Below are 20749 nucleotides of genomic sequence, written 5' to 3' on the forward strand. Positions count from 1 at the left end.
GCATGATTGCTGCATCTGATAACCAATCCAAGCAAGGAAAAAGTCAAGGGCGACCCGCGCAGAAAACGCTAGATATTCTAAAGCGTCTGATTGCGTTTCAAACTGTTAGCAGAGACAGCAATATTGATCTTATCAACTGGGTTCAGGAATACTTACAAGACGCAGGTATCGAAAGCCACACAACCAAAGGTGAGCATGAAGGTAAAGCTAACCTTTTTGCCACCATAGGTAGTGGTGAGGGCGGTATCGTATTATCGGGACATACCGATGTTGTCCCCGTTGATGATCAGGAGTGGGATACAGACCCATTCGACATGACTGAAAAGGACGATGGCCTATTATACGGCCGTGGTACCTGCGATATGAAGGGCTTTATAGCTGTTGCTCTGTCTAAAATTGATGCATTGAAACAGGCTGCATCTCAGGGCGCACCGATACATTTGGCATTCTCTTTTGATGAAGAGGTTGGGTGCTTGGGGGTACGCCACTTGATTGAGGAACTCGGTAAGCGGAAGATAAAACCGACAGGTTGCATCATTGGCGAGCCAACGAGCATGAAGACGGTTGTGGGCCATAAAAGTGGCTCCGTTTATACGTGTAACGTAACGGGCCGTGAAATTCACAGTTCGCTAGAGCCTCAGGGTGTGAATTCAGTAGAATATTCTGCTCGGATCATTCTCAAAATCGCGGAAATTCGAGAGCGTTTGAGAAATAATGAAAGGCGCAACGAAGGTTTTGAAGTTCCCTATACGACATTACAAACCGGTGTGATCAATGGTGGCCATGCCAGCAATATTATTCCCGGCCATGCCAGTTTTCGTTTTGATATCAGGGCACTTCCGTGGACTGATCCCGAAGAGCTGGTTGCAGAAGTGCGCGAATATTGCGAAACGAAATTGATCCCTGAAATGCGTAAAGTGGCGCCCGAAGCGAATATTGAGATCACAAAAAAGGGCCATGTTCCCGGATTTGTTATTGCTGATGACGCTCCTTTGACGCGTTATGTTCAACGGTTAAATCGTTCCAATAGCCCTCCAGGTTTAGTCACTTTTGGTACTGAAGGCGGGCTTTTTCAAAATGCGGGTGTGCCCTGCGTAATTTGTGGCCCAGGCTCCATTTCGCAAGCACACAAGCCCAACGAATTTGTAGCGTTGAGCCAATTGGCACAATGCGAAAAATTTATGGATCGATTGGCTCAGGAGCCCTTTACGGGCTGACCCTGGAATTGCTTTAGCCAACCAGTTCACGTTTCAACGGAATAAAATGTTCGGTTTGTACGCGCCAATCATTTCCAAATTCGTACCACCGCGCTGTATAGGATCCGGTAACAGAGATAAGGGGTGCCGGTTGCTGCCATTGGCTAGACCAAAACCCTGTTTCCGCCAACAAGTTATCGCCGTCGACTACTTGTAGGGGAGTGCGAATAAGCGTGACGAATCCAGGCCGTTTAAACAGGCTTTGAAATGCCTCCATCATGGGTTCGCGACCGCTGATAACTGTTGCCCCGCTGGTTATGATAAGCGCCTCATCCGTTAAATATTCGCACGCGTCTTTTGCGCGGTGCTTGGCAATAGCTGCGTTGGAGAGCTTGCGTGTCTCGCGGACGATTTTCAATGAAGCGCTGGTATCTGCTTTATCCATCTTCTGAAGACACCGGAGGGAATCGGATATTTGAACCTAATATGTGAGAGCAGGTCGCGCAGGCGTCAATGAGGGCTTGTAACATCGTTTCTGGAGGGCCGGAATCTTTCAATTCGTCACTCGGGAGGACGACGGTCACGATTGCGGCAAGTCTCTCCTCTTTATCGAAGACGGGGCCGGCGATTGCACCATATCCAACATTATACTTGTTCTCAGCCCAACAATAATAACATTGTTGCAGCTTTATAACGTCTTCATGCAGTCGCTTGTCGTCCAAAACCCGGAAGTCAGGGTCTCTTGCAATTAAGTGCTGCATCATTGCTTTTCTTTCTTCTCTTGGCATGAACGCGAACGAAACCAGCGCGCTTGGAGAATAGGGCAAGCTAAGAATTAGTCCTATTTGGACATCTATACGTATAGGATTGTCAGCTGGTTTGCTATCCATGACTATAGCATCGCCTTTGGCCGGCGAGCATAAGAGAACGGTTCTGCTAACTTGTTCCTTGAGGGTTTCTAGAGGCTCCGCGAATAGCTCCGAGAAATTCATTCTCGCGGATGCGATATATCCCCAACGCAATGCTCTCCACCCCAGTGTGTAGCCCTGACGCACTGATGATCTGGTCACCAAACCAAGAGTCTCCAAATTGGTCAGATGACGAGATGCTCTTGATTTGGTGATTTGGAGAGCGTCGGCTGCCTGTTGTACGCCAGCTGCCCCTTCTTGTTCCGCCAGAAAATCAACTAGATCAGCAGCTATAGAAACGGCTTCAATTTTCCTCTCTGACGAATTCGGCGCTCGACGCCGTGGATCTCGTTTTGTCATAACTGCATTTTGCCATTTTGTTGCGCAGTACGCAACTCAAGAACTCATAAGTTGTGCAGAGCGAGATGAAAACATAGCAACACAGCTGAAGAATTTGTTTCATCTTGAGGTATTTTTTGCAGTTATGTTGACTAAGAAGCAGAATGAAAGACTTACTCAAGTTGGCCCTGGAACTCCCATGGGTGAATTATTGCGGCGGTATTGGCATCCTATCGCAGCTGAATCAGAACTTGATGAAAGTCCCATCAAGCCAGTGCGACTGCTTGGTGAAGACTTGGTTATATATCGTTCTAAGAATGGGCAATATGGCCTCATAGAGAGAAATTGCCCGCATCGCCGCGCAGATTTTGCAAATGGGATCATCGAAGAAGACGGGATAAGATGCAGTTATCACGGATGGTGTTTTGACCATCGTGGGCAATGTGTTGAACAGCCCTACGAAGATCGCGCAAACCCCAAGGGTAAGTTCAAGGAAAAGATTCAAGCCAAAGCTTACAAGCTAGAAGCAAAGGCCGGAATGTTGTGGGCTTATATGGGGCCTGACCCCGCGCCCTTGGTACCCAACTGGGAGCCATTCACCTGGGATAACGGCTTTCGTCAGGTGGTTTTTGCCGATATTCCATGCAATTGGTTTCAATGTCAGGAGAATAGCTGCGATCCGGTTCATTTTGAGTGGATGCATCGTAACTGGTCGTCTCGTCAATTTGGCGATGGCAGTTATGGCCCTGCGCATTTGGAGCTTAAATTTGATGAGTTTGAATTTGGCCATATATATCGTCGCGTCCGCGAGGATACAGATAAGGACAATCAGCACTGGACTATAGGAGCGACCACGCTTTGGCCCAATGCATTTTTTCTCGGCGATCATATTGAATGGCGCGTTCCAGTTGACGACGAGAACACGTTAAGCGTCACATGGATGTTCCATCGCGTCCCTTCCGATCGCGAGCCATATGTTCAAAAAAAGGTCCCCTATTGGAAGGGGCCAGTTAAAGACGAAGATGGCAATTGGATAACCAGCCATGTGATGAATCAAGATATCGTCGCTTGGGTGGGGCAGGGCGTCATTGCGGACCGAACCAAAGAGAATTTGGGTAAAAGCGATCTGGGTATCGCCAAAATACGAGCGTGTTTTGAGAAAAATATACAAGCTGTAGAAAACGGCGAAGATCCGATGGCGCTAATACGCGACTCAGATCAGAATATATGCGTGAAGTTACCAATCAAGCATCGTGAGCTTTTCACAACTTCAATGTCATTGGAAGACAGCAAGGCGCTCGCAAAAAGGCTCTCTTACAACTTAAATCAGCCTGACTATCAGCATCAGACCGGCCAACCAGAATCTGTGAAAATGGAATACCAAAAAGCCATGGGTATGATTCCAGAAGATGCCACCGAAACAATTTGAAAATTTAAAAAGGAAGTATGCATGAAGCTCGGAACAATTCGCGTGAATGGGACGCCTCAGGTTATCGCAAAAGTGAAAGACAATAGCGCGGTTGCGGTGGACTATAGATGGATGGAAGATCTCATCGAAGCTGAAAATCGCGGTTTAGATACTGCTGCAAAAGCAATTGAAGATGCCCTGTCTGGTCGTAAACCAACTATTGACCTGACCGGCGTGAACTGGATGGCCCCAAATCCAAAAGCTTCAAAAATTCTCGGTTGTGCTGTCAACAACATAAATTTGAATAAAAGAGCTTATAAGCCGATGACGGCGCCAATGTTTTTTACAAAGGGGCGTTCTGCACTTACGGGTCATATGAAGACGATAGAGCTGTTGGAGGAGCACGGTCAGTCTATCAACGAGCCCGAGCCGGTGGCTGTTTTCGGGAAAAAAGCGAAGAATGTTTCAGACGAAAATATCATGGAGCATATTTTTGGTTGGACGCTCACCAACGATGTAACCGCTAGCGGTGTCAAGTTTAGCCAGGACTCAATAGCACTGAAGCAGACCGCAGATCTAATCAAGCCGCACCATACCGGATGGCGCCCTCGCATGGGTGAGGATGGTGAAGTCGATACATATCTTCTGTTTATTTATCACTCTAAATCTAAAGCGGCTGATACCTTTGCGTCGATGGGGCCGTGGATTACCACAAAGGACGAGGTTCCTGACCCAAATAACCTGCGCGTTCGTGGTTATGTCGACGGCGAATGTTATACGGACGACAGCACGTCAAACTACTATTTCCCGGTTGAGCGAGTTCTTTCCGAAGCATCAAAGTGGTTTACGATGGAGCCAGGCGACTGTGTGCATACCGGAACAGCGTCAAAAGGTACTGAGAAGCACCCGCGCGGCAACATTGGCACATATATGCATAACTATGATGGCAAAATGACAGACGTGGAAATTGAGGGTCTCGGAAAGCTGAGCAACTTGATCGACAGCAAATTCAAAGGGTGAGCTCTGATGCCGGTAATTGACGTTCATACTCATATGATCAGCCAGCCTTGGCTTGATCTTTTGCACCAACATGGTGGTCCGAAATATAGCATTGGCGAGACAGCAGCTGGCCAAGAAACTATATTTATGAATGGCGCGCCATTCATGACTTTGTTTCCCGAAATGCTAGATTTCGATAAGCGGATTGAAAATATGGACAAGGCCAAGGTTGATATGGCTGTTGTTTCACTGACTTGTCCGAGCGCATATTGGGGTGGGGAAGATATTAGCGATCAAGCTGCATTAACGATGAACAATGTTATGGCGGAACAACAGGATCGATATCCAGACCGACTGAGGTGGTTTGCCACTCTGCCCTGGCAATATGCTGATCGTTCCAAGAAAGAATTGGCGCGAGCAATCGAGATGGGGGCGGCGGGAGTATTTGTCACAGCAAATATTGATCTGAAAAATCTTACAGCTGAGGAATTCGCACCTATCTGGCAAGCGATAGACGATGCGGGTCTTCCGGTTTTGGTTCATCCAACTGCGCCACAGGGTTCAGAACAAATGGGTATGGATGAATACGGACTTGTTCCGCCTGTTGGATTCATGTTCGATACCACTTTGGCGATATCGCGTATGATCTTTGATGGCTTCATTGATCGGTATCCCAATCTTTCGATCATTGCAGCGCATGGCGGGGCAACTCTTCCATATTTGGCAGGAAGGTTGGATCGCTGTCATGAGATGATCCCTGCTTGCTCAGAGAAAATCTCGGATAAACCCAGCGAGTATCTCAAGCGTCTATATTATGACAGCGTCGTTTACGAAAAAGAGGCTCTTGATCTTTGTATTCATGTCGCAGGCGGCCCGGAAAGGGTGATGTATGGGTCCGATTATCCCCATAATATCGGCGATATGTCGGGATGTCTGGCGCGCGTAAATTCGCTTGGCGGAAACGCGGCGGCGATCATTAAAGGTACAACCGCTGAAAAGCTTTTTGGGATTTAGAATGCAACCAAATGTGAAGCTCTATATCGATGGTAAGCCTGCAGCTGCTCGTGGCATGTTCGAGGTTGTCAATCCTGCTACGGCAGAGCCATTTGCGCAATGCCCGTCTGCAGATTTGCAGATGTTGGACACTGCAGTGGCTGCCGCGCGGAAAGCCTTTCCCGCTTGGGCCGCCAAGGATATAGAGGATCGCGCAACACTAGTTGAACAAATCGGTGACGCGTTGGAGGCTCGCAAAGAAGAATTTACGAAGCTCCTTTCTTCAGAACAAGGTAAGCCCGTGCATAGCGGAGCGGTCGGCGAGATTATGGGGGCGCTGGCATGGTTACGTGCCACGGCAAAGCTTCGCCCGGCGGTCGATGTTATCAAAGATGATGATGTCAGCTATGTTGAAGTGCGCCGTAAACCTCTAGGGGTTGTTGCGTCCATCACGCCATGGAACCATCCTGTGATGATAGCGATATGGCATGTTATTCCAGCATTAATTGCCGGGAATACTGTGGTTATCAAACCGTCATCCATGACACCTCTTACCACGCTTTTGCTCGCTGAACTTGCCAATGAAATATTGCCTGCAGGCGTCGTCAATTCGGTAGCAGGAGAAGGAGGATTGGGGCAGGCTATAAGCAGCCATCCCGGCATTGATAAAATCGTCTTTACTGGTTCCACCCCAACAGGGCGGCATATCATGGAAAGCGCTGCTGCAAATTTAAAGCGGCTTACACTTGAGCTTGGCGGCAATGATGCAGCGATCGTTCTGGCTGATGCTGATGTCGATGCAATTGCTCCAAAGATTTTTGCTAAGACATTCGGTAACAGCGGCCAAACATGTGCGGCCTTAAAGCGGCTTTATGTGCACGATAGCATTCATGACGCATTGGCAGATCGCCTTGCGCAAATGGCCAAAGATGCAAAAATGGGCCCCGGCGACAACCCAGAAAGCCAGTATGGGCCGATTCAGAATAAGTCACAATTTGATTTTGTCGTCGAACTTGCAGACGATGCACGCAGCCAAGGCGCACAGTTTCTGGCTGGCGGAAAAGCCGATGATGGCGCAGGATATTTCTATCCATTAACCGTTGTCACGCAAGTTACCGATGGCATGCGTCTGGTGGATGAGGAGCAGTTTGGGCCTATTTTGCCGATTATTCGCTATCATGATGTTGAAGACGTCCTTGCGAGGGCAAATGACAATCCAAACGGATTAGGCGGCTCTATATGGTCATCAGACATAGATACGGCCACAGCGCTGGCGGCACGTATGGAAACAGGAACAGCCTGGGTCAATGATCATGCTACCATTTCTCCAGACGCGCCTTTTGGGGGTGCGAAGCAGTCTGGGATCGGCGTAGAGTTTGGACACTACGGGCTTGAGGAATACATGCAGCTGCAAACGATCCGGATTGCTAAATGACCGGCCTAACTTCGCCGGTTGCCAATATAGTTTCTCAAGATGCCAATTTTTTCAATCTCGATTTCTATGACGTCTCCCGCTTCGAGATAGCGCCCCGTTTCAAACCCGCAGCCATTTCCTGCCGTACCAGAGCCGAGAATATCGCCAGGGTACAAGGTCTCGTCACGACTTATAAAGGCAATGCATTCGTTGAAGTTGTGTCGCATTCCACTGCTATTGGAAGTTCCTTGTGTTTCACCATTGATACGACTTGTCATTTGAAGGTTAGTCGGGTCATCTATCTCATCGCGGGTTACAATCCATGGGCCAAAAGCGTTGCCGGTATCAAAATCCTTACCTTTAGAAGGGCCCATACGGAATTGCTGGTCGCGTACCTGCTCATCCCTCGCGCTAAAATCATTATAGACCGTGTATCCAAAAATATGATCGGCAGCGCTATCAATCGCTATGTCCGCTCCACCCTTTCCAATAATTGCGGCAAATTCCAATTCATAATCCAAAGTTGTGGTAAATCGGGGCCACTGGATAGTGCTTTCGTGACCGCTTGCGGTCATCCGGTTGCCCTTAAAATAATAGGGACGCTCGTACCATATCTTCGGAAGATCGTAAGCTCCGCTTCTTTTATAATCTTGATATGCTTTTTCCGGATCACTTTCTCCGGCTGCGCGGGTACGCATACTGGTTTCCAGTGCCTGAAGACAATGCAGCTCAAAATTTGCAAAATCGCGAATGGAATTGGGAACCGGGAGCGGCGCCAGGAAAGTGACATCGCTCATTCCATATCTATGGTCTCCGCGATTATTCGCAATCATATCAGCAATATTGGCCAGTGCTTTATCGCCATGTTCGATCAAGGCCAGCATCGAACTGAAGGCCTCATCTTGAGGAGCGCAGGCAGGCAAATCCAGCAGCGTATTATCCTCCAGCACTGCACACACGCGTTCAGACCCCTCCATGGACGAATCATTAATTTTTACCGTCGAAAGTTTCATATTAATCCTCTCATTTTCGCCCTTAACTAAGCCAGCGATATTGAGAAGGGTCAACTTCAGGAGATACAAAAATGGCAAAAATCGTATTGGGAATTGGTTGCGCTCACACACCGCAACTTCACACGATGGCAAAGGATTGGGATCTGCGCGCAAACCGCGATCGCATAGATGGCATCCCGCTGTGGTGGAAGGGTGAGAAACTTCTCTATGCCGACCTTCTAGAAGCAAGAAAAAACGAGCATCTGGAGAACGTTCTAGGCATGGAAACCCGTCAGGCTGCTCTGGATGAAAGCTTCAAAGCCATCGATGAACTACACAAGCGATTTGTTGAAGCAAAGCCAGACGTCGTTGTTATCATTGGAAATGATCAAAAAGAGATTTTTTCTGATATCATTCCCGCCTTTTCCGTGATTGCAACCGATGAGATTGAAAATTTACCACGGACCAAAGAACAGATTTCTCGCCTGCCCATAGGCATTGATATTGCTGATCATGGCCATTTGCCAGACCAGCCTAAGATCTTTCCAGGTAATAGGAAAATGGGCGTTCATATAGCTAGAGAACTCGTCCGAGATGCCGGCTTCGATGTCGCGTTATGCCATGAAAAGCCAACCGTAAAGAATGATAAGTCGTTGCTTTATGGTATGCCACACGCATACGGATTTCTTTATAAAAATGTTATGCGTGATCACGTGGTTCCGCAAATACCGGTCGATGTGAATTGCTGGTATTATGAAAATAGTCCTCCTGCTTCACGTTGCTTTGATTTTGGCAAGGCAGTGACCAAAGCAATCGAGAGTTGGGAGGGTGACGAACGCGTTGCTGTCCTAACCACTGGCGGATTAACACACTTCGTAGTAGATCGAGTGTGGGATGAGCAGTTTCTGATCGCACTGCAAAACGACGACGAAGATTTTCTACGCGCTATCCCACAAAATGAACTTATGGCAGGCACGTCTGAATGTAAAAGCTGGATTGCGACTGCTGGTGCAATGAAATCAGCCAAGTTAAAAGCTGAGGTGGTTGATTATCAAACATTGATCCGTACAGAGGGTGGGACTGGAAGCTCATGTGCATTTGTAGCCTGGAGTTAGTCTGTTCTCGGTAGGCTGGACTTATGCGCTTCGAGCGCATAAGCACTTTTTCACTTCTACAGAGATAGAGAAATGCAGGAACCTGACGAGCCTAGTGACAATGATCTGTCCACGCCTATAATCAAAAGCGTAGAAGTCGCAGTTCAGATATTGGATGTGCTTACCGAATCCCAAGGCGTGGTTCGAGTGACGCAGATCGCTAAGCAATTAGGCATGACGAAAGCGCGTATCTCTAGACATTTACAGACCCTGACGCACCTGGGGTTAGTAGCAAAAGCTAGAGAGGGCGAAGGTTACGTATTTGGGCGAAAGCTTGTTAAATATGGACGTTCAGCTAGCTTTTACAATAACATCACTGAAATCGCGAAGCCTCATCTTAAGCGTTTGCATAAGATTACAGGACACACAGCCTTTGTCGCTACTGCGACACAGGCTGGTGCACTAATTACAGCGGCGGTTCAAAATTCTATGGAGCCTGGTATTATGGTGCAGCCCGGTATGGTATTGCGTTTGCCGACTTCCCCTTCCGCCCGACTTCTGCACATGCAGAACAATAAAAAGAGTAAGTCGGCTGTTATTGATCGCGTTGCGGAGCTGGGTTTGGATTTCGAGATTGACCCTACCGGAAATGGATTGGGTGGCGTGGCCGCTCCGGTCTTTGAGCAAGACGGCACTGTCACTGCCGCAATTGGCTTGATCCTGTCGTCTTCACTATTCTTAGAAGATAAGCGTCACGATATTTTTGAAGCGGTGAAAGAGGCTGCTACTTCAATCCAGGATGAATATACTAAAGAGTATAATAGCTGACAGTGAAATTGCAGCAGTGAGTTCTTAAAAGTAACCAACGTTAGCTCTTGCAATTTGATCATCAGACCTTGTTGAAGCGCACCTTACGTGTTTGATATAAAAGCGATTTTAGCGGACACTGCTGGCGCAAGAATACTTTGTCCATTTTTGAAGGTTAGAAAGCAAAAATTCAGCCAAAAGTGCTGATTACCAATAGCTATCGGGTATCCATTGAGGAGAAAGTTGCGAGCACCGCAACTTTCTCCTCAATGGCATTGAAACCCCGCAAATTTTCGTAAAGTCTCACTAAGCGATACGATGTTACGCTAAGCAAGTTACATCTTCATGAATTTGAGTACGAATTATTTGCAATTTTTCCGTTAGAAATATTAACGCAACAGGGTGAGGGATAATATCATGGCTTTGACAATATCAAGAGGCAGAAAATTTCTGTTTTCGGCTGCAACTGTAGGGGTGTGTCTCAATTTATTTATACCACATGCTGTTTTGGCCCAAACGGCATCGGCCACCGCCGACGAGGTCGACGATGATCGTGGTGTCCCTACCATTGTTGTTACAGCGGAACGGCGAGAATCCAATTTGCAGGATACTCCAATTGCTATCACCGCTATAGGTGAAGATGAACTGCGCCAGAAAAACGTAGAATCACTTCTGGATATCGGAGCACTTGCGCCTAACGTATTTGCTGGCAGCCAGACTGGCGGCGGCGGTCAAAATGGCGGTTTCTTTATCCGTGGTATCGGCCAGGATCGTCGGAACATAACGTTTGACCAAGGGGTCGGAGTATATGTCGATGGCGTTTTCCAGAGCCGAAGTGATGGTGGGTTTTTAGGTATTATTGATGTTGAGCGTATTGAAGTTTTGCGTGGCCCCCAAGGTACTCTGTTTGGCAAAAATACAATTGGCGGTGCTATTCAATATATCACTAATAAACCGTCTGATGATTTGACAGGCTATATCGACGGAACGGTCGGAGAGTTTGATCGAATTGACATCAAGGGTTCTGTTAACGTTCCGTTGTCAGACAGTGTTTTTGTAAAAGCAACGGGCGGCTGGCTGCAACGTGACGGTTTTATCCGAAGCGAAACAGACGATGTTCGCTTGGGTGACGAGGATTTCAGATATGGGAAGCTTCAGTTTCGCGCATTGCTGTCAGACGATGTAACTCTCGATATTGCTGCAAGTCGGACTGTTTCGAAGAATAACGGCCGTGCTTTCATTGCTGACCTGATCGACACAAATGATATTGCCCCTCGGGCTGCGCGAGGAGAGGGGCCTTTTGGCGGGAATGTCCCGCCCAAGCTATTTGCTGTCTATGATGACCGCTTTGAGAGTGATAGCCCTTATCTTCGGTCCAGTAACTTGCGATCAAGCTATGAGTATAAGGGCTACGATATCTCTGGCACGCTTGATATCGGATTGACCGAAGCTTTTAATATAAAGCTTATCACGGCCTATATGGACGCTAGTATCGAAGCGCAGTCGGACTGGGATGCATCTCCTGTCAGGGTTTTTGATGTTACCGATACCAGTCAACTGGACCAGTTCTCTCAGGAAATTCAATTCTCTGGCAGGCTTTTTGATGGACGCTTGAATTACGTTTCGGGATTATACTATTTACGTGAAACCCCAACAACGTTGCAATCGCTTGATGCTGCTTTTACAGCTAGGACTGGCAATTTCCCTAATCCACGTTTCCGAGCGCAAGCACAAAAAGTCGATAGCTATGCGGCTTTTGTACAAGCAACGATGGAATTTACGGACGCTTTTTCTGTGACTGCCGGTTTGCGCTACAGTTTGGATGAGAAGTCACTTATTACCGGAACTCTCCTAAACGACCCGGTGACTGGTGCTGCGGGAGACTTCGGGTTCAGGGCATCGGGTAGCGACAGCTGGAGCGATTTTTCCCCACGGTTGGCGCTGCAATATCAGATCACACCAGAAGTCATGGCTTATGCGTCAGTCACCAAAGGCTTCCGTAGTGGCGGCATTAATACAGCATTTTCGCCAATTCGAGGCGCCGTCATTGATTCAACCGATCTTTCTCAACAAACTTATGATCCAGAAACTGTCTGGAGTTATGAAGCTGGTTTGCGAACAGATCTGTTTGATAGGCGTGCGCGCGTGAACCTGACAGGCTTTTATGCGGATTATGAAGATCAACAGCTGACTTTCTTTAACGATGTACTTAACTTTTCTCTAATTCAGAATGCAGCATCGTCTTACCGACTTGGAGGAGAGCTTGAGGTTCAACTTTATCCTGTCGAGGGGTTGGCTCTGTCGGGTAATCTGGGTTATCTTAAGGCACGGTACAGCGACGTTGGAGATGCGGTAGGCTTGACCAATGACTCAATCGTACCGCGGTCGCCGAAATGGACTTATAGCTTAAGTGCAAGCTATGAGATACCGATTGGCGATGGTAGTCTGGTCCCAAGCACAAGCTGGAATTATCGTTCAAGGCAGTCGACGACGTCGACGGATGGTAATACAGTTCTATTGGATGGCTATGGTTTGTTGACCGCGCGCTTACAATATAACGCGCCGGGCGACCTTTTTAGCATTGCGGCTTTCGCGACTAACCTAACGGACAAACAATATTTCATCGGCGGCATCGATTTTGCTAATGAGACTTTCATTGGCGTTCGTCAATTGGATGTGGGCCGTCCCAGAGAATTTGGCGTCAACTTACGTTTCAATTTCTAAGCGAATTGAAACTGCATTTTCGTCTGCATTTAAATATGCAGTTTGCTCCAGTTTGTCTCGGGGGACAAACTGGAGCTTTAGTTTTTATGCTACCTTTTTCAGATATAAGGATTAGAATATGTCTCTTAAAAAGCTGGTATTGACCCTATTGTTTGCGGCCGTCCCTTTTGGGAGCATTAATAGCCAAACAGTGTCAGCTTCCAAAGCAGACCGTGATCAGGTAGCGATATCTCGTCTTGATTGCGGAAGGGTTCAAGTCAACAAAGGGCTGATGTTCTCGGACAGTTATGATTACGATGGGCAGACATTTCGTCTGGTTGAAAGCTGTTACCTAGTTCGTCATGGCAACAAGTATCTTTTATGGGATACGGGTTTTCCGATCACAGATCTCGGGAAAAAGCTCGTTAAAGGACCACCTCTATCTCATGCTTTGGATATAACCATTGAAGAACAATTGGCGTTGGGCAACATCAAGCCATCAGACATAAATTATATCGGAATTAGTCACTACCACCCTGACCATAGTGGTCAGGCGCAATTTTTCCCGAAAGCGACACTGTTGATGGGGCAGCAAGATTGGCAGTCAGTATCGAGTGCCAATCCACCGCGGATATCATCTCCTGAAGATTTTGCGCATTGGATTTCCGGTGATGGTAAAGTTGAACCTGTAGCACGTAATCATGATGTGTTTGGAGATGGCAGTGTCATGATTCTAGCGACACCAGGCCATACGCGAGGTCATCGCAGTCTTTTGGTTAGATTATCTAGCGGGAGGCATATAATTTTGACTGGTGATGCCGCTCATCGCCGTGAAAATTATACAGAGCGCCGCGTCCCAACATTCAATGCTGATCGCGCTGATACTTTAGCGTCCCTTGACCTTTTGCAAAAAATGGAAACGGCTTTGAACGCAGTCGTTGTAGTTCAACATGAACCGGCGGATGTACCCAAACTTGCGGCATTTCCAGAGTGGAGTGAGTAGAATACTCGCTAGTTTTTGCCGAAAATAGAACACACACACTTTAGACACATGCGTTATTAAATAGGAATTGGCTATGAGTGTGCGGTAATTCCGTGCGGTGGCAATCTTCTGGCCAAATCAATTTGGCATATATGCCCAACATTCAACTTCTGCCAATGCGCCGGCGACTAAGCCATTGGTGCCAAAAGCACTCCTCGATGGCAATCGATCCTGCGCGAAATATTCTAAATATACCGCGTTAAACTCACGCCATCGGTCCATGTCGGCAAGCATCACGGTACACTTAAATACTGCGTTCATATCCAAGCCAAATGTTTGTAATGTTGTTGTTATATTATCCATCAACTGTCTTGTTTGATCCTGCAAGTTCTCTGGAAATGTGCCATCGCCGCGATTCCCGATTTGCCCTGACAGGAATAGGATATTTCCGACCCGTGTTGCTCTTGAAAAAGGGGATCCTGGCCTTCCGCCTGTGTAAAACTCGAGATCAGGCCGATCTGCGACATTCTTGGTCTCACTCATTGCATTATCCTAACCATATTGCCGCCCATTATTTTGGCGAGCTCAGTTTCATTTACGCCGCGATGTAGCAGTGATCCTGCCAGCACGGGCCATAGGCTGTAGTTCGGCATGACAGAGCGATAAGTGAAATCCATATCCGTACCAATTGCGATGTGGTCCACTCCTAGGATATCGACCATTCGTAAAATGGTTTCAATATATTCGTCAAAATTTTGCTGCCCAAACCCGGCGGGAACTGCACCCACGATACCGCCCCCGTCTGTGACCAAACGGGCATGCTCGGCGCTGATTAAACGGTTATGTTTGTCATCGCCAAAATCAATATTGGAATGGGATAGCATCATTGGTCGGCTTGCAATGCGCGCCGCGCCGCGCACCGTATCATAACTGGCATGTGAAAGATCTACCAGGATATTGGCATCTTCCATCGCCTTTATGGCAGTTTGTCCAAATTTGCTAAGACCATCATGAGAAGGCGGTTGGGTTTGCGTATCGCCGATATGATTATTTCGATAATGTACGATTGTAATTGATTGCACGCTGCGCTTGGCGGCCTCGGAGATTTTTTCAATATCACATCCAATAAAGTCGCCACCTTCAATTGACAGAAATCCGGCAATCGATTTGTGCTCATGGGCAGCATCAACATCATCAGCGCTACGCCCTATTTCCAGCCCGCTATCTGCCCCTATATTCTCAAAATAATCGACTTGTCGGTTATGTTCCCACTTTGCTTCTGCATCAGTCAGCTCGCGTGTTGGGCCTATTCCGCCTTCGATAAAGCCTAGGACTGGCAGATCGGCTACTGTTGAGAAAAAAACTGCTGATATGCTTGATGCCCGTATTTCAGCCATAGTTTCGGTAATATCAAGCTTGGCATAGCGACTTGTAAATGGCGTTTCCGGCGCATTGTTCATAAAGAAACGGCCCGGATGAGCATGAATATCAATCGTTGGATATTTCGCCAGAAACGCTTCACCTGCCTCCAGCTGTTTTGGCTGATAGCTAACTGGCGTGACATTTTCTTCGCTCTGGCTTGAATTATTCGAGGAACATATAATGCACATTATCAAACTTTCTGAAATCTCCGGCGCATGATAATTATTGTGTTTGAAGAAGTTTTGCCTTGCGCTCACTCTTCCATTCCACCGGGTTGATAAATAGCATGCAGGTCGCCGAAAATAGCGACAATATTACAAAAATGATCAACGGAAGGTCATAAGAATTTGATACGGCAAAAAGGCGGGCCATTATCCAAGGTCCTGCTGAAGAGCCCAAATTCGCCATTGCTGTAAAAATGCCAAGCAGCAGCCCCAAATGATTATTGCCGTAGCAATGACGGGCTATGACCGGACCGTCGATCATCACACTGGCATGCGATAATGCTCGAAACACAACATAAGCAATTAGCACAACGGGATTGGTAAGCAGGAATGCCAAAGCAGCTGTCATCCCCATAACTGTATAGAGTATTGCCATGCCCTTGTTAGAAGTCGTGTCGAGAATATTGCCAGCAATGATCCGGCCAATCATGCTGAAGAGTCCTATACCACTAATCGCAAAAGCGCTTTGCGCTGTGGAAATGCCAAGGTCACCAAATATGAGAACCTGATGCTGAGTGAGAGCCTGATCAACCACGGTAATTGTGAAAAATGCGATAGCCATAAACCAAAAATTTTTGCCGCGCATCACACCGAGAAAATGGGTCCAAGCTTTGGTTTTAGGTACTATAGGAGCATTTTTAATTTGAGGGTGAATGTCATTTTCGCTCGGTAATTTGATACGAAGTAGCCCATAAAGTAACAGTGGCAAGGCGATAAACCATATCCCGCATGACAAAACGGCCATACTCATTCGCCATCCTAATTCGCCTATAAGATACGCTGTGAGCAATGGCATAACGACGCCGCCCAGACCGGTACCCAATAAAGCAATTCCAGTTGCGGTGCCTTGAGAGGCCTTAAAAGAGCGGGCGACTAGAACGAAAATTGAAACCATTGCGCCAGGACCAGCTATGCCTAGTAAGACACCGAGGAAATAATAGTAGCTCAGGCTTTCAACCCAAAGAAAGCCGAGCAATGCTAATCCGCCGATGAAAATTGACAGGATCAGAGCTATCCAGACCCCTGTAACATCTAAAAGTCGGCCAACTACCAGGCAGGTAATTGCTCCAGTAAAATATTTCACGGAAGACAGAAAAGTTGCTTGTTCTACATCCCATCCGAATTCTTGAATTACTTCGGGATATAAAAACGGCAATGCATAAGCTGGCGCTGAAAAGCCAAAAAATAGAGCCGTAAAACCAATAAGCAGTGAAGGCCAGTTTTCTTTAAACTCCTCCCGAAATGTTTCATCGAACCTGAACATAAACACTCCCCTGATCCTGCCTTCTAATATAACTACAGGTCAGCAATCTCGCGTGGCTATTTTCAGACAGTTGTTGTCAATTGCTTGAATTGCAAATCTGAAATGTCGCCAAGCAAACCGCCCCGACAATAATTCATGTTAAACGCTCATTTTCGGCTGACACAATAACTTTGATTTCGTATCATTCTCCGAACCAGGCGATTCAACGTTCACTGTCTTAAATTTAAAGGCTCCTTTAGCTCTGCAAAGCGGTATTTGGGATCCGGAATTAGCAATAACTATCTGAGAACAAAGATAAATTTTGAAAGCGCTATTACATTGAATGTCATTGAGAGCTTTGGGATTCTAGATATCTGCTTTCTCACGAAGTTGCGTTATGCGCAACTATGTCTTGCTTGAAAAGACGATAATTGTGACTGATGATCAGATTCGCTCGGGACGATACGTTTCTATGGGATGCCGAATATTCCTCACCGGACCATTCATATACGAAAGTTGAGGCTGAAAGTCGCACGCCGAAAGTTACCGGAATAACAAGTATTTGCAGAAGGGCAGGCAGCAAAATATCTCTTGTTAAAAAGGTTGGATATATTCACAGCTACTTGAAGAGCCCCAATTTCATATCCTAGCGACAGATCAAAAATCAAGGCATCGTTCAACTTTAGCGTGTTCGCTGTGTCGGCGTAACTGTTGCCAGTGTAACGGGCACCGGCACCCAACCTGAAACCGCCGGGAAACTGGCTTCTAAAGAACATATATTCCGCATAGGCTGCGGCCGTAATTTGCGGTGTAGCTGCTGGAGTACGGCCAATCTCCCCCTCGGTACCATCGCGTATGACCAAATCAAATGCAGTAGCTGACGCTCGCAGGTTAAACCCCTGAAATGCCTGCATCTGAACTTCAACTTCCCCGCCACGCGAACGTTGTCGCCCGCCTTGCGATTGATTGAATGGCGAGCCAGGAACGGGGTCGGATACCAGAACCCCATCACGTTCGATATCAAATAGAGAGGCTGATAGGGCAAATGGCTGATTTTCAGGTTGGTAACGCAGGCCCAGCTCATACTGCCGGCCAGTTTCAGGTTGATAGAAATTTCCGGTCGACAGATCAGTTCCTATAAGAGGGGTGAAGGAGGTGGCGTAGTTGATATAAGGTGCAAAGCCACTGTCGCTGACATAGACTAAACCAACACGATAACTCGTCTTTTCTGGAGCACCTCTAGTTATATTTCCTCGGTTTTCGTTGGTCTCTATGTTGACATAGTCGTGCCGTCCCGACACAATTAGCGAAAAATTTCCTGTCTTAATCTGGTTCTGGATATACAGGCCTGTCTGATCCACTGATTGTAGAGTGGTGCTGCGGGAAGCCAGGGGCGGTAACGGCAGGGTATAGTCAGGGGCAAAAATATTCAGCGCTGGTGCACTGCCAAATGCACGCGAACTTTCCAAGTCTGATCGGCTGTAGTCAATCCCCACGAGCAGCGCATGATTAAATGGCCCAGTATCAAACCGCGCAATAAGCTGGGTGTCGATTGCGATGTTATTCAGACTACCTTCCAGAGAGGAATTACCACGGTTCAGAAAAAACTGACCGTCACGTTCTTCTGGATTACCCCGAAAAGATCCGAACAGCCCAGCGTAAACCAAGTTAAGCTTGGCATATCTGCCATGGGAAATAATTTTCAGATTTTGGTCGAGCTCCCGTTCAAAACTATAACCAATTTCATACTGGTCGCGGTCATAACGGTCTGCGCGCGGATCACTTATAAACAGATCCAGAGGAATACGTCTTCCATCTGATAGCGGTGTTACTGATCCGGAATATGGAATAAAACCCGTTGGCCGGTTGGAGCGGTCACCGGTATAGCTTGTACGTAAGGTGAAGGATGTTAGTTGATCCGGAGACCAGTTAGCCGAAGCGCTGATGTAAGAACGATCATCTTTCGCAAGTTGCACTTGAGTTTGGCCTCTACGAATAAGACCTACGCTTCTTATTGAGACTGTATCGGATATTGTGACACTCATATCTGTGGAGCCATAAAAGGTACCATATTCATCCCCGCCCAATTCCAATGACGCGCTATTTTCTCGGTCAGGGGCCTTGCTTACAATATTCACCAATCCGCCGGCATTGCTGCTGCCATATAAAACTGAGGATGGGCCTTTCAAAACTTCGAGACGCCCGATCCCTTCAGGTGGGGTAGTCCATGAGAAAAACGCCCCACTGTTGTAAAGAACCAGTCCATCTTTGAAAAAGCTGGAATTGTTAAAGCCGCGTAGTTGATAATATTCAATCCGTGTATCGCTGCCAAATGCCTGTGAGCGCACGCCGGATGTGTAGTTCAGTGATTCTGCTACTGTACGCGCGTTAATGGCATCTATAAAATCCTCATCGACTATTGAAATGGCCTGTGGGGTTTCAATCAGTGGTGTGTCTAATTTTGTGGCGCTATTTATCTCATCCGCGTTAGATCGTTGTGCTGTGACAATTATCGTCTTTTCACCAGCTTCACCATCCATCGCTTGAGCAGGTATAGCGAAAAATACTGGCATAGGTGCCAGCATGAGAGTCTTATAATTCATAAAGAGAAGTCCTGTGACGCCCAGCTTACCAGCGTGGGAAGCGCGGCTTGTATGTCCGTTTCAGCATCCGTATTTCCAAAATCATTGGATTAGACGGTGCCGAATGATTAAATTATGCGGACAAATCAGGAGGCCCGTGCGAAGGCGGTAGAAAATATCGTGATACTGAATTTACAGGGTTTTCCGCGCCTAACAAATTATTGCGCGCGACGATTCTCAAACTTTCAGTGGCTAAGTTAGCTGCAGCGTTATTATCCAAGGGTGTGTGCGACACAGCCCCAAATGCACACGGTATATTGTCACTATCGGTCTCACTATGACCGTTTTCACTACCCGTTCCGTTCTCCAATGGTATGGAAATCACCTGTTTATTGGAAAGCGTTCCGTTACAAATACTGACCGTTATCGTCAGTTCATCAGATTGTGCGAACATATAGCCGTTGGGCACTAACGCTTTCATAAACAACGTTATGAAAAACAGTGCGATCGCAGCATGCCGATGAGCGGCCAAAGATGTACGCAAAATTTTCATGAGGGTGATGGTTTAGTATTGTTTCCTTAGGATGTCGCTTGCGCGTTCCGTTTTTTGATTGAAGCAGACTTATTGTAAAAGCCGATATAAAATTTGGTAAGAAAGTGCGTCAATTAAATTGCAAGAGACTATCCGGCCGTGCCAATGAAACTAGTGAAAGACCGCAAGAGCGCGCACGCTCTATCGCAAAACTAGTGGGAACAGATATGGTCACTAATGTAGTGCCACCTGCGATCGCCGTTTTCTCGACAATTTCGTAACTGCACCGGGACGTGGTTAGTATGAATCCGATGGAGAGGTCTATTCCCTCAATTGTGGCTCTTCCTACAAGTTTGTCCAAAGCATTGTGGCGACCAACGTCTTCGCGCACCAATCCAATATTCCCTTGTCTATCAACCCAGGCGGCAGCGTGTACTCCGCCGGTGGCATCGTTAATTGGTTGGTGATTGTGCAGGTTTTGTAGGGCACGGAATATACTATTGTATTCCACGAATTGATGCGAAACCACTTTTGGCAGTTTTTGAGCCACAAGCTCTAAATTTTCTAAACCGCATAGCCCGCAGCTACTTTCTGCAACGCGTGTTCGGGCACGCTCAAAGATAATATCTGCTTTTTCACCAATGAGATTGGCTCTCAATATCGTACCCTTATCAAGTTTGACAATATCTATAGAGCCAAGCTGGTCTTTATGATCAATAAGTCGCTCATTAATAGCGAAGCCAATAATGAAGTCTTGTAGGTCTGACGGTGTCGCCATCATAACGGCATAACCAATGCCGTTAAATTCTATCGATACAGGTTCCTCGACGGCGATATCTCTGTCGATCAGCTCCGGCAGATTAGAGCTAGGTATAAAACGTTGCGCTTTGCTCCTTGTCAATTGTGTCATA

At 47.1% G+C, this 20749-nt stretch carries 17 protein-coding genes; 9 read left to right on the top strand and 8 right to left on the bottom strand.

The features are described 5' to 3' along the window. Positions 1-2 precede the first annotated feature (2 nt). Complete coding sequence (gene argE, locus J4G78_RS16810) at positions 3-1217, top strand: acetylornithine deacetylase (protein WP_207987650.1); 1215 nt, start codon at positions 3-5, stop codon at positions 1215-1217. A gap of 13 nt (positions 1218-1230) precedes the next feature. On the opposite strand, the gene J4G78_RS16815 is transcribed toward argE, so the two are convergent. Further along, entirely contained in the window at positions 1231-1641 is a 411-nt protein-coding gene (locus J4G78_RS16815) for a DUF4440 domain-containing protein (RefSeq protein ID WP_207987651.1), read from the bottom strand. Next, positions 1634-2464: an IclR family transcriptional regulator gene (locus J4G78_RS16820; RefSeq protein WP_207987652.1), complete on the bottom strand. Its 831-nt coding sequence runs from the start codon at positions 2462-2464 to the stop codon at positions 1634-1636. Before J4G78_RS16820 ends, J4G78_RS16815 begins: the two co-directional genes overlap by 8 nt. 178 nt (positions 2465-2642) lie before the next feature. Between J4G78_RS16820 and J4G78_RS16825 the strand changes: the two genes are divergently transcribed. From J4G78_RS16825 to J4G78_RS16840, 4 genes are read left to right on the top strand one after another with little or no spacing between them, the layout of a single operon-like run. Continuing rightward, positions 2643-3872 (top strand): aromatic ring-hydroxylating oxygenase subunit alpha, encoded by a 1230-nt coding sequence (locus tag J4G78_RS16825; protein WP_243457139.1) that lies wholly within the window; start codon positions 2643-2645, stop codon positions 3870-3872. A gap of 21 nt (positions 3873-3893) precedes the next feature. Then, positions 3894-4871 carry a fumarylacetoacetate hydrolase family protein gene (locus tag J4G78_RS16830; RefSeq protein ID WP_207987653.1) on the top strand — a complete coding sequence of 326 codons (978 nt, stop codon included), beginning with the start codon at positions 3894-3896 and terminating at the stop codon, positions 4869-4871. Between the two features lie 6 nt (positions 4872-4877). Next, positions 4878-5864 (top strand): amidohydrolase family protein, encoded by a 987-nt coding sequence (locus J4G78_RS16835; protein WP_207987654.1) that lies wholly within the window; start codon positions 4878-4880, stop codon positions 5862-5864. Between the two features lies 1 nt (position 5865). Then, a complete protein-coding gene (locus J4G78_RS16840) occupies positions 5866-7278 on the top strand; it encodes an aldehyde dehydrogenase family protein (protein WP_207987655.1) in 1413 nt (470 codons plus the stop codon). A 5-nt stretch (positions 7279-7283) separates the two neighbouring features. Here J4G78_RS16840 and J4G78_RS16845 read toward each other — a convergent pair whose 3' ends face one another. Then, on the bottom strand, positions 7284-8270 hold the full coding sequence (locus tag J4G78_RS16845; protein WP_207987656.1) for a fumarylacetoacetate hydrolase family protein: 987 nt from the start codon (positions 8268-8270) through the stop codon (positions 7284-7286). A gap of 71 nt (positions 8271-8341) precedes the next feature. Here J4G78_RS16845 and J4G78_RS16850 point away from each other — a divergent pair, with 71 nt between their 5' ends. The 4 genes from J4G78_RS16850 to J4G78_RS16865 all read left to right on the top strand — a co-directional run bounded on the left by J4G78_RS16850 (position 8342) and on the right by J4G78_RS16865 (position 13856). Then, positions 8342-9364 (top strand): DODA-type extradiol aromatic ring-opening family dioxygenase, encoded by a 1023-nt coding sequence (locus J4G78_RS16850; RefSeq protein ID WP_207987657.1) that lies wholly within the window; start codon positions 8342-8344, stop codon positions 9362-9364. 72 nt (positions 9365-9436) lie between these two features. Beyond that, on the top strand, positions 9437-10171 hold the full coding sequence (locus tag J4G78_RS16855) for an IclR family transcriptional regulator (protein ID WP_207987658.1): 735 nt from the start codon (positions 9437-9439) through the stop codon (positions 10169-10171). Between the two features lie 396 nt (positions 10172-10567). Beyond that, on the top strand, positions 10568-12874 hold the full coding sequence (locus J4G78_RS16860) for a TonB-dependent receptor (RefSeq protein WP_207987659.1): 2307 nt from the start codon (positions 10568-10570) through the stop codon (positions 12872-12874). A gap of 118 nt (positions 12875-12992) precedes the next feature. Beyond that, positions 12993-13856: an N-acyl homoserine lactonase family protein gene (locus J4G78_RS16865; protein ID WP_207987660.1), complete on the top strand. Its 864-nt coding sequence runs from the start codon at positions 12993-12995 to the stop codon at positions 13854-13856. Positions 13857-13973: 117 nt separating this feature from the next. On the opposite strand, the gene J4G78_RS16870 is transcribed toward J4G78_RS16865, so the two are convergent. The 5 genes from J4G78_RS16870 to fdhD all read right to left on the bottom strand — a co-directional run bounded on the left by J4G78_RS16870 (position 13974) and on the right by fdhD (position 20748). Beyond that, positions 13974-14378, bottom strand: a complete 405-nt coding sequence (locus tag J4G78_RS16870) for a RidA family protein (RefSeq protein WP_207987661.1) — start codon at positions 14376-14378, stop codon at positions 13974-13976. Further along, on the bottom strand, positions 14375-15445 hold the full coding sequence (locus J4G78_RS16875) for a dipeptidase (RefSeq protein ID WP_207987662.1): 1071 nt from the start codon (positions 15443-15445) through the stop codon (positions 14375-14377). Before J4G78_RS16875 ends, J4G78_RS16870 begins: the two co-directional genes overlap by 4 nt. Positions 15446-15479: 34 nt before the next feature. Further along, positions 15480-16745, bottom strand: a complete 1266-nt coding sequence (locus J4G78_RS16880) for an MFS transporter (RefSeq protein ID WP_207987663.1) — start codon at positions 16743-16745, stop codon at positions 15480-15482. Positions 16746-17227: 482 nt separating this feature from the next. Beyond that, the gene (locus J4G78_RS16885) at positions 17228-19327 is read right to left on the bottom strand and encodes a TonB-dependent siderophore receptor (RefSeq protein WP_207987664.1); all 2100 of its coding nucleotides are present in this window, start codon (positions 19325-19327) and stop codon (positions 17228-17230) included. 641 nt (positions 19328-19968) lie between these two features. After that, complete coding sequence (gene fdhD / locus J4G78_RS16890) at positions 19969-20748, bottom strand: formate dehydrogenase accessory sulfurtransferase FdhD (RefSeq protein ID WP_207987665.1); 780 nt, start codon at positions 20746-20748, stop codon at positions 19969-19971. Position 20749: the final 1 nt, after the last annotated feature.

Origin of the sequence: Parasphingorhabdus cellanae, assembly GCF_017498565.1 — a bacterium.
Taxonomy (GTDB): Bacteria; Pseudomonadota; Alphaproteobacteria; order Sphingomonadales; family Sphingomonadaceae; genus Parasphingorhabdus; species Parasphingorhabdus cellanae.

What these genes read in the sequence shown, in the direction of transcription:
- argE (WP_207987650.1), top strand. Translation starts at nt 3, where the DNA reads ATGATTGCTGCATCTGATAACCAATCCAAGCAAGGAAAAAGTCAAGGG.
- J4G78_RS16815 (WP_207987651.1), bottom strand. Translation starts at nt 1,641, where the DNA reads ATGGATAAAGCAGATACCAGCGCTTCATTGAAAATCGTCCGCGAGACA.
- J4G78_RS16820 (WP_207987652.1), bottom strand. Translation starts at nt 2,464, where the DNA reads ATGACAAAACGAGATCCACGGCGTCGAGCGCCGAATTCGTCAGAGAGG.
- J4G78_RS16825 (WP_243457139.1), top strand. Translation starts at nt 2,643, where the DNA reads ATGGGTGAATTATTGCGGCGGTATTGGCATCCTATCGCAGCTGAATCA.
- J4G78_RS16830 (WP_207987653.1), top strand. Translation starts at nt 3,894, where the DNA reads ATGAAGCTCGGAACAATTCGCGTGAATGGGACGCCTCAGGTTATCGCA.
- J4G78_RS16835 (WP_207987654.1), top strand. Translation starts at nt 4,878, where the DNA reads ATGCCGGTAATTGACGTTCATACTCATATGATCAGCCAGCCTTGGCTT.
- J4G78_RS16840 (WP_207987655.1), top strand. Translation starts at nt 5,866, where the DNA reads ATGCAACCAAATGTGAAGCTCTATATCGATGGTAAGCCTGCAGCTGCT.
- J4G78_RS16845 (WP_207987656.1), bottom strand. Translation starts at nt 8,270, where the DNA reads ATGAAACTTTCGACGGTAAAAATTAATGATTCGTCCATGGAGGGGTCT.
- J4G78_RS16850 (WP_207987657.1), top strand. Translation starts at nt 8,342, where the DNA reads ATGGCAAAAATCGTATTGGGAATTGGTTGCGCTCACACACCGCAACTT.
- J4G78_RS16855 (WP_207987658.1), top strand. Translation starts at nt 9,437, where the DNA reads ATGCAGGAACCTGACGAGCCTAGTGACAATGATCTGTCCACGCCTATA.
- J4G78_RS16860 (WP_207987659.1), top strand. Translation starts at nt 10,568, where the DNA reads ATGGCTTTGACAATATCAAGAGGCAGAAAATTTCTGTTTTCGGCTGCA.
- J4G78_RS16865 (WP_207987660.1), top strand. Translation starts at nt 12,993, where the DNA reads ATGTCTCTTAAAAAGCTGGTATTGACCCTATTGTTTGCGGCCGTCCCT.
- J4G78_RS16870 (WP_207987661.1), bottom strand. Translation starts at nt 14,378, where the DNA reads ATGAGTGAGACCAAGAATGTCGCAGATCGGCCTGATCTCGAGTTTTAC.
- J4G78_RS16875 (WP_207987662.1), bottom strand. Translation starts at nt 15,445, where the DNA reads ATGTGCATTATATGTTCCTCGAATAATTCAAGCCAGAGCGAAGAAAAT.
- J4G78_RS16880 (WP_207987663.1), bottom strand. Translation starts at nt 16,745, where the DNA reads ATGTTCAGGTTCGATGAAACATTTCGGGAGGAGTTTAAAGAAAACTGG.
- J4G78_RS16885 (WP_207987664.1), bottom strand. Translation starts at nt 19,327, where the DNA reads ATGAATTATAAGACTCTCATGCTGGCACCTATGCCAGTATTTTTCGCT.
- fdhD (WP_207987665.1), bottom strand. Translation starts at nt 20,748, where the DNA reads ATGACACAATTGACAAGGAGCAAAGCGCAACGTTTTATACCTAGCTCT.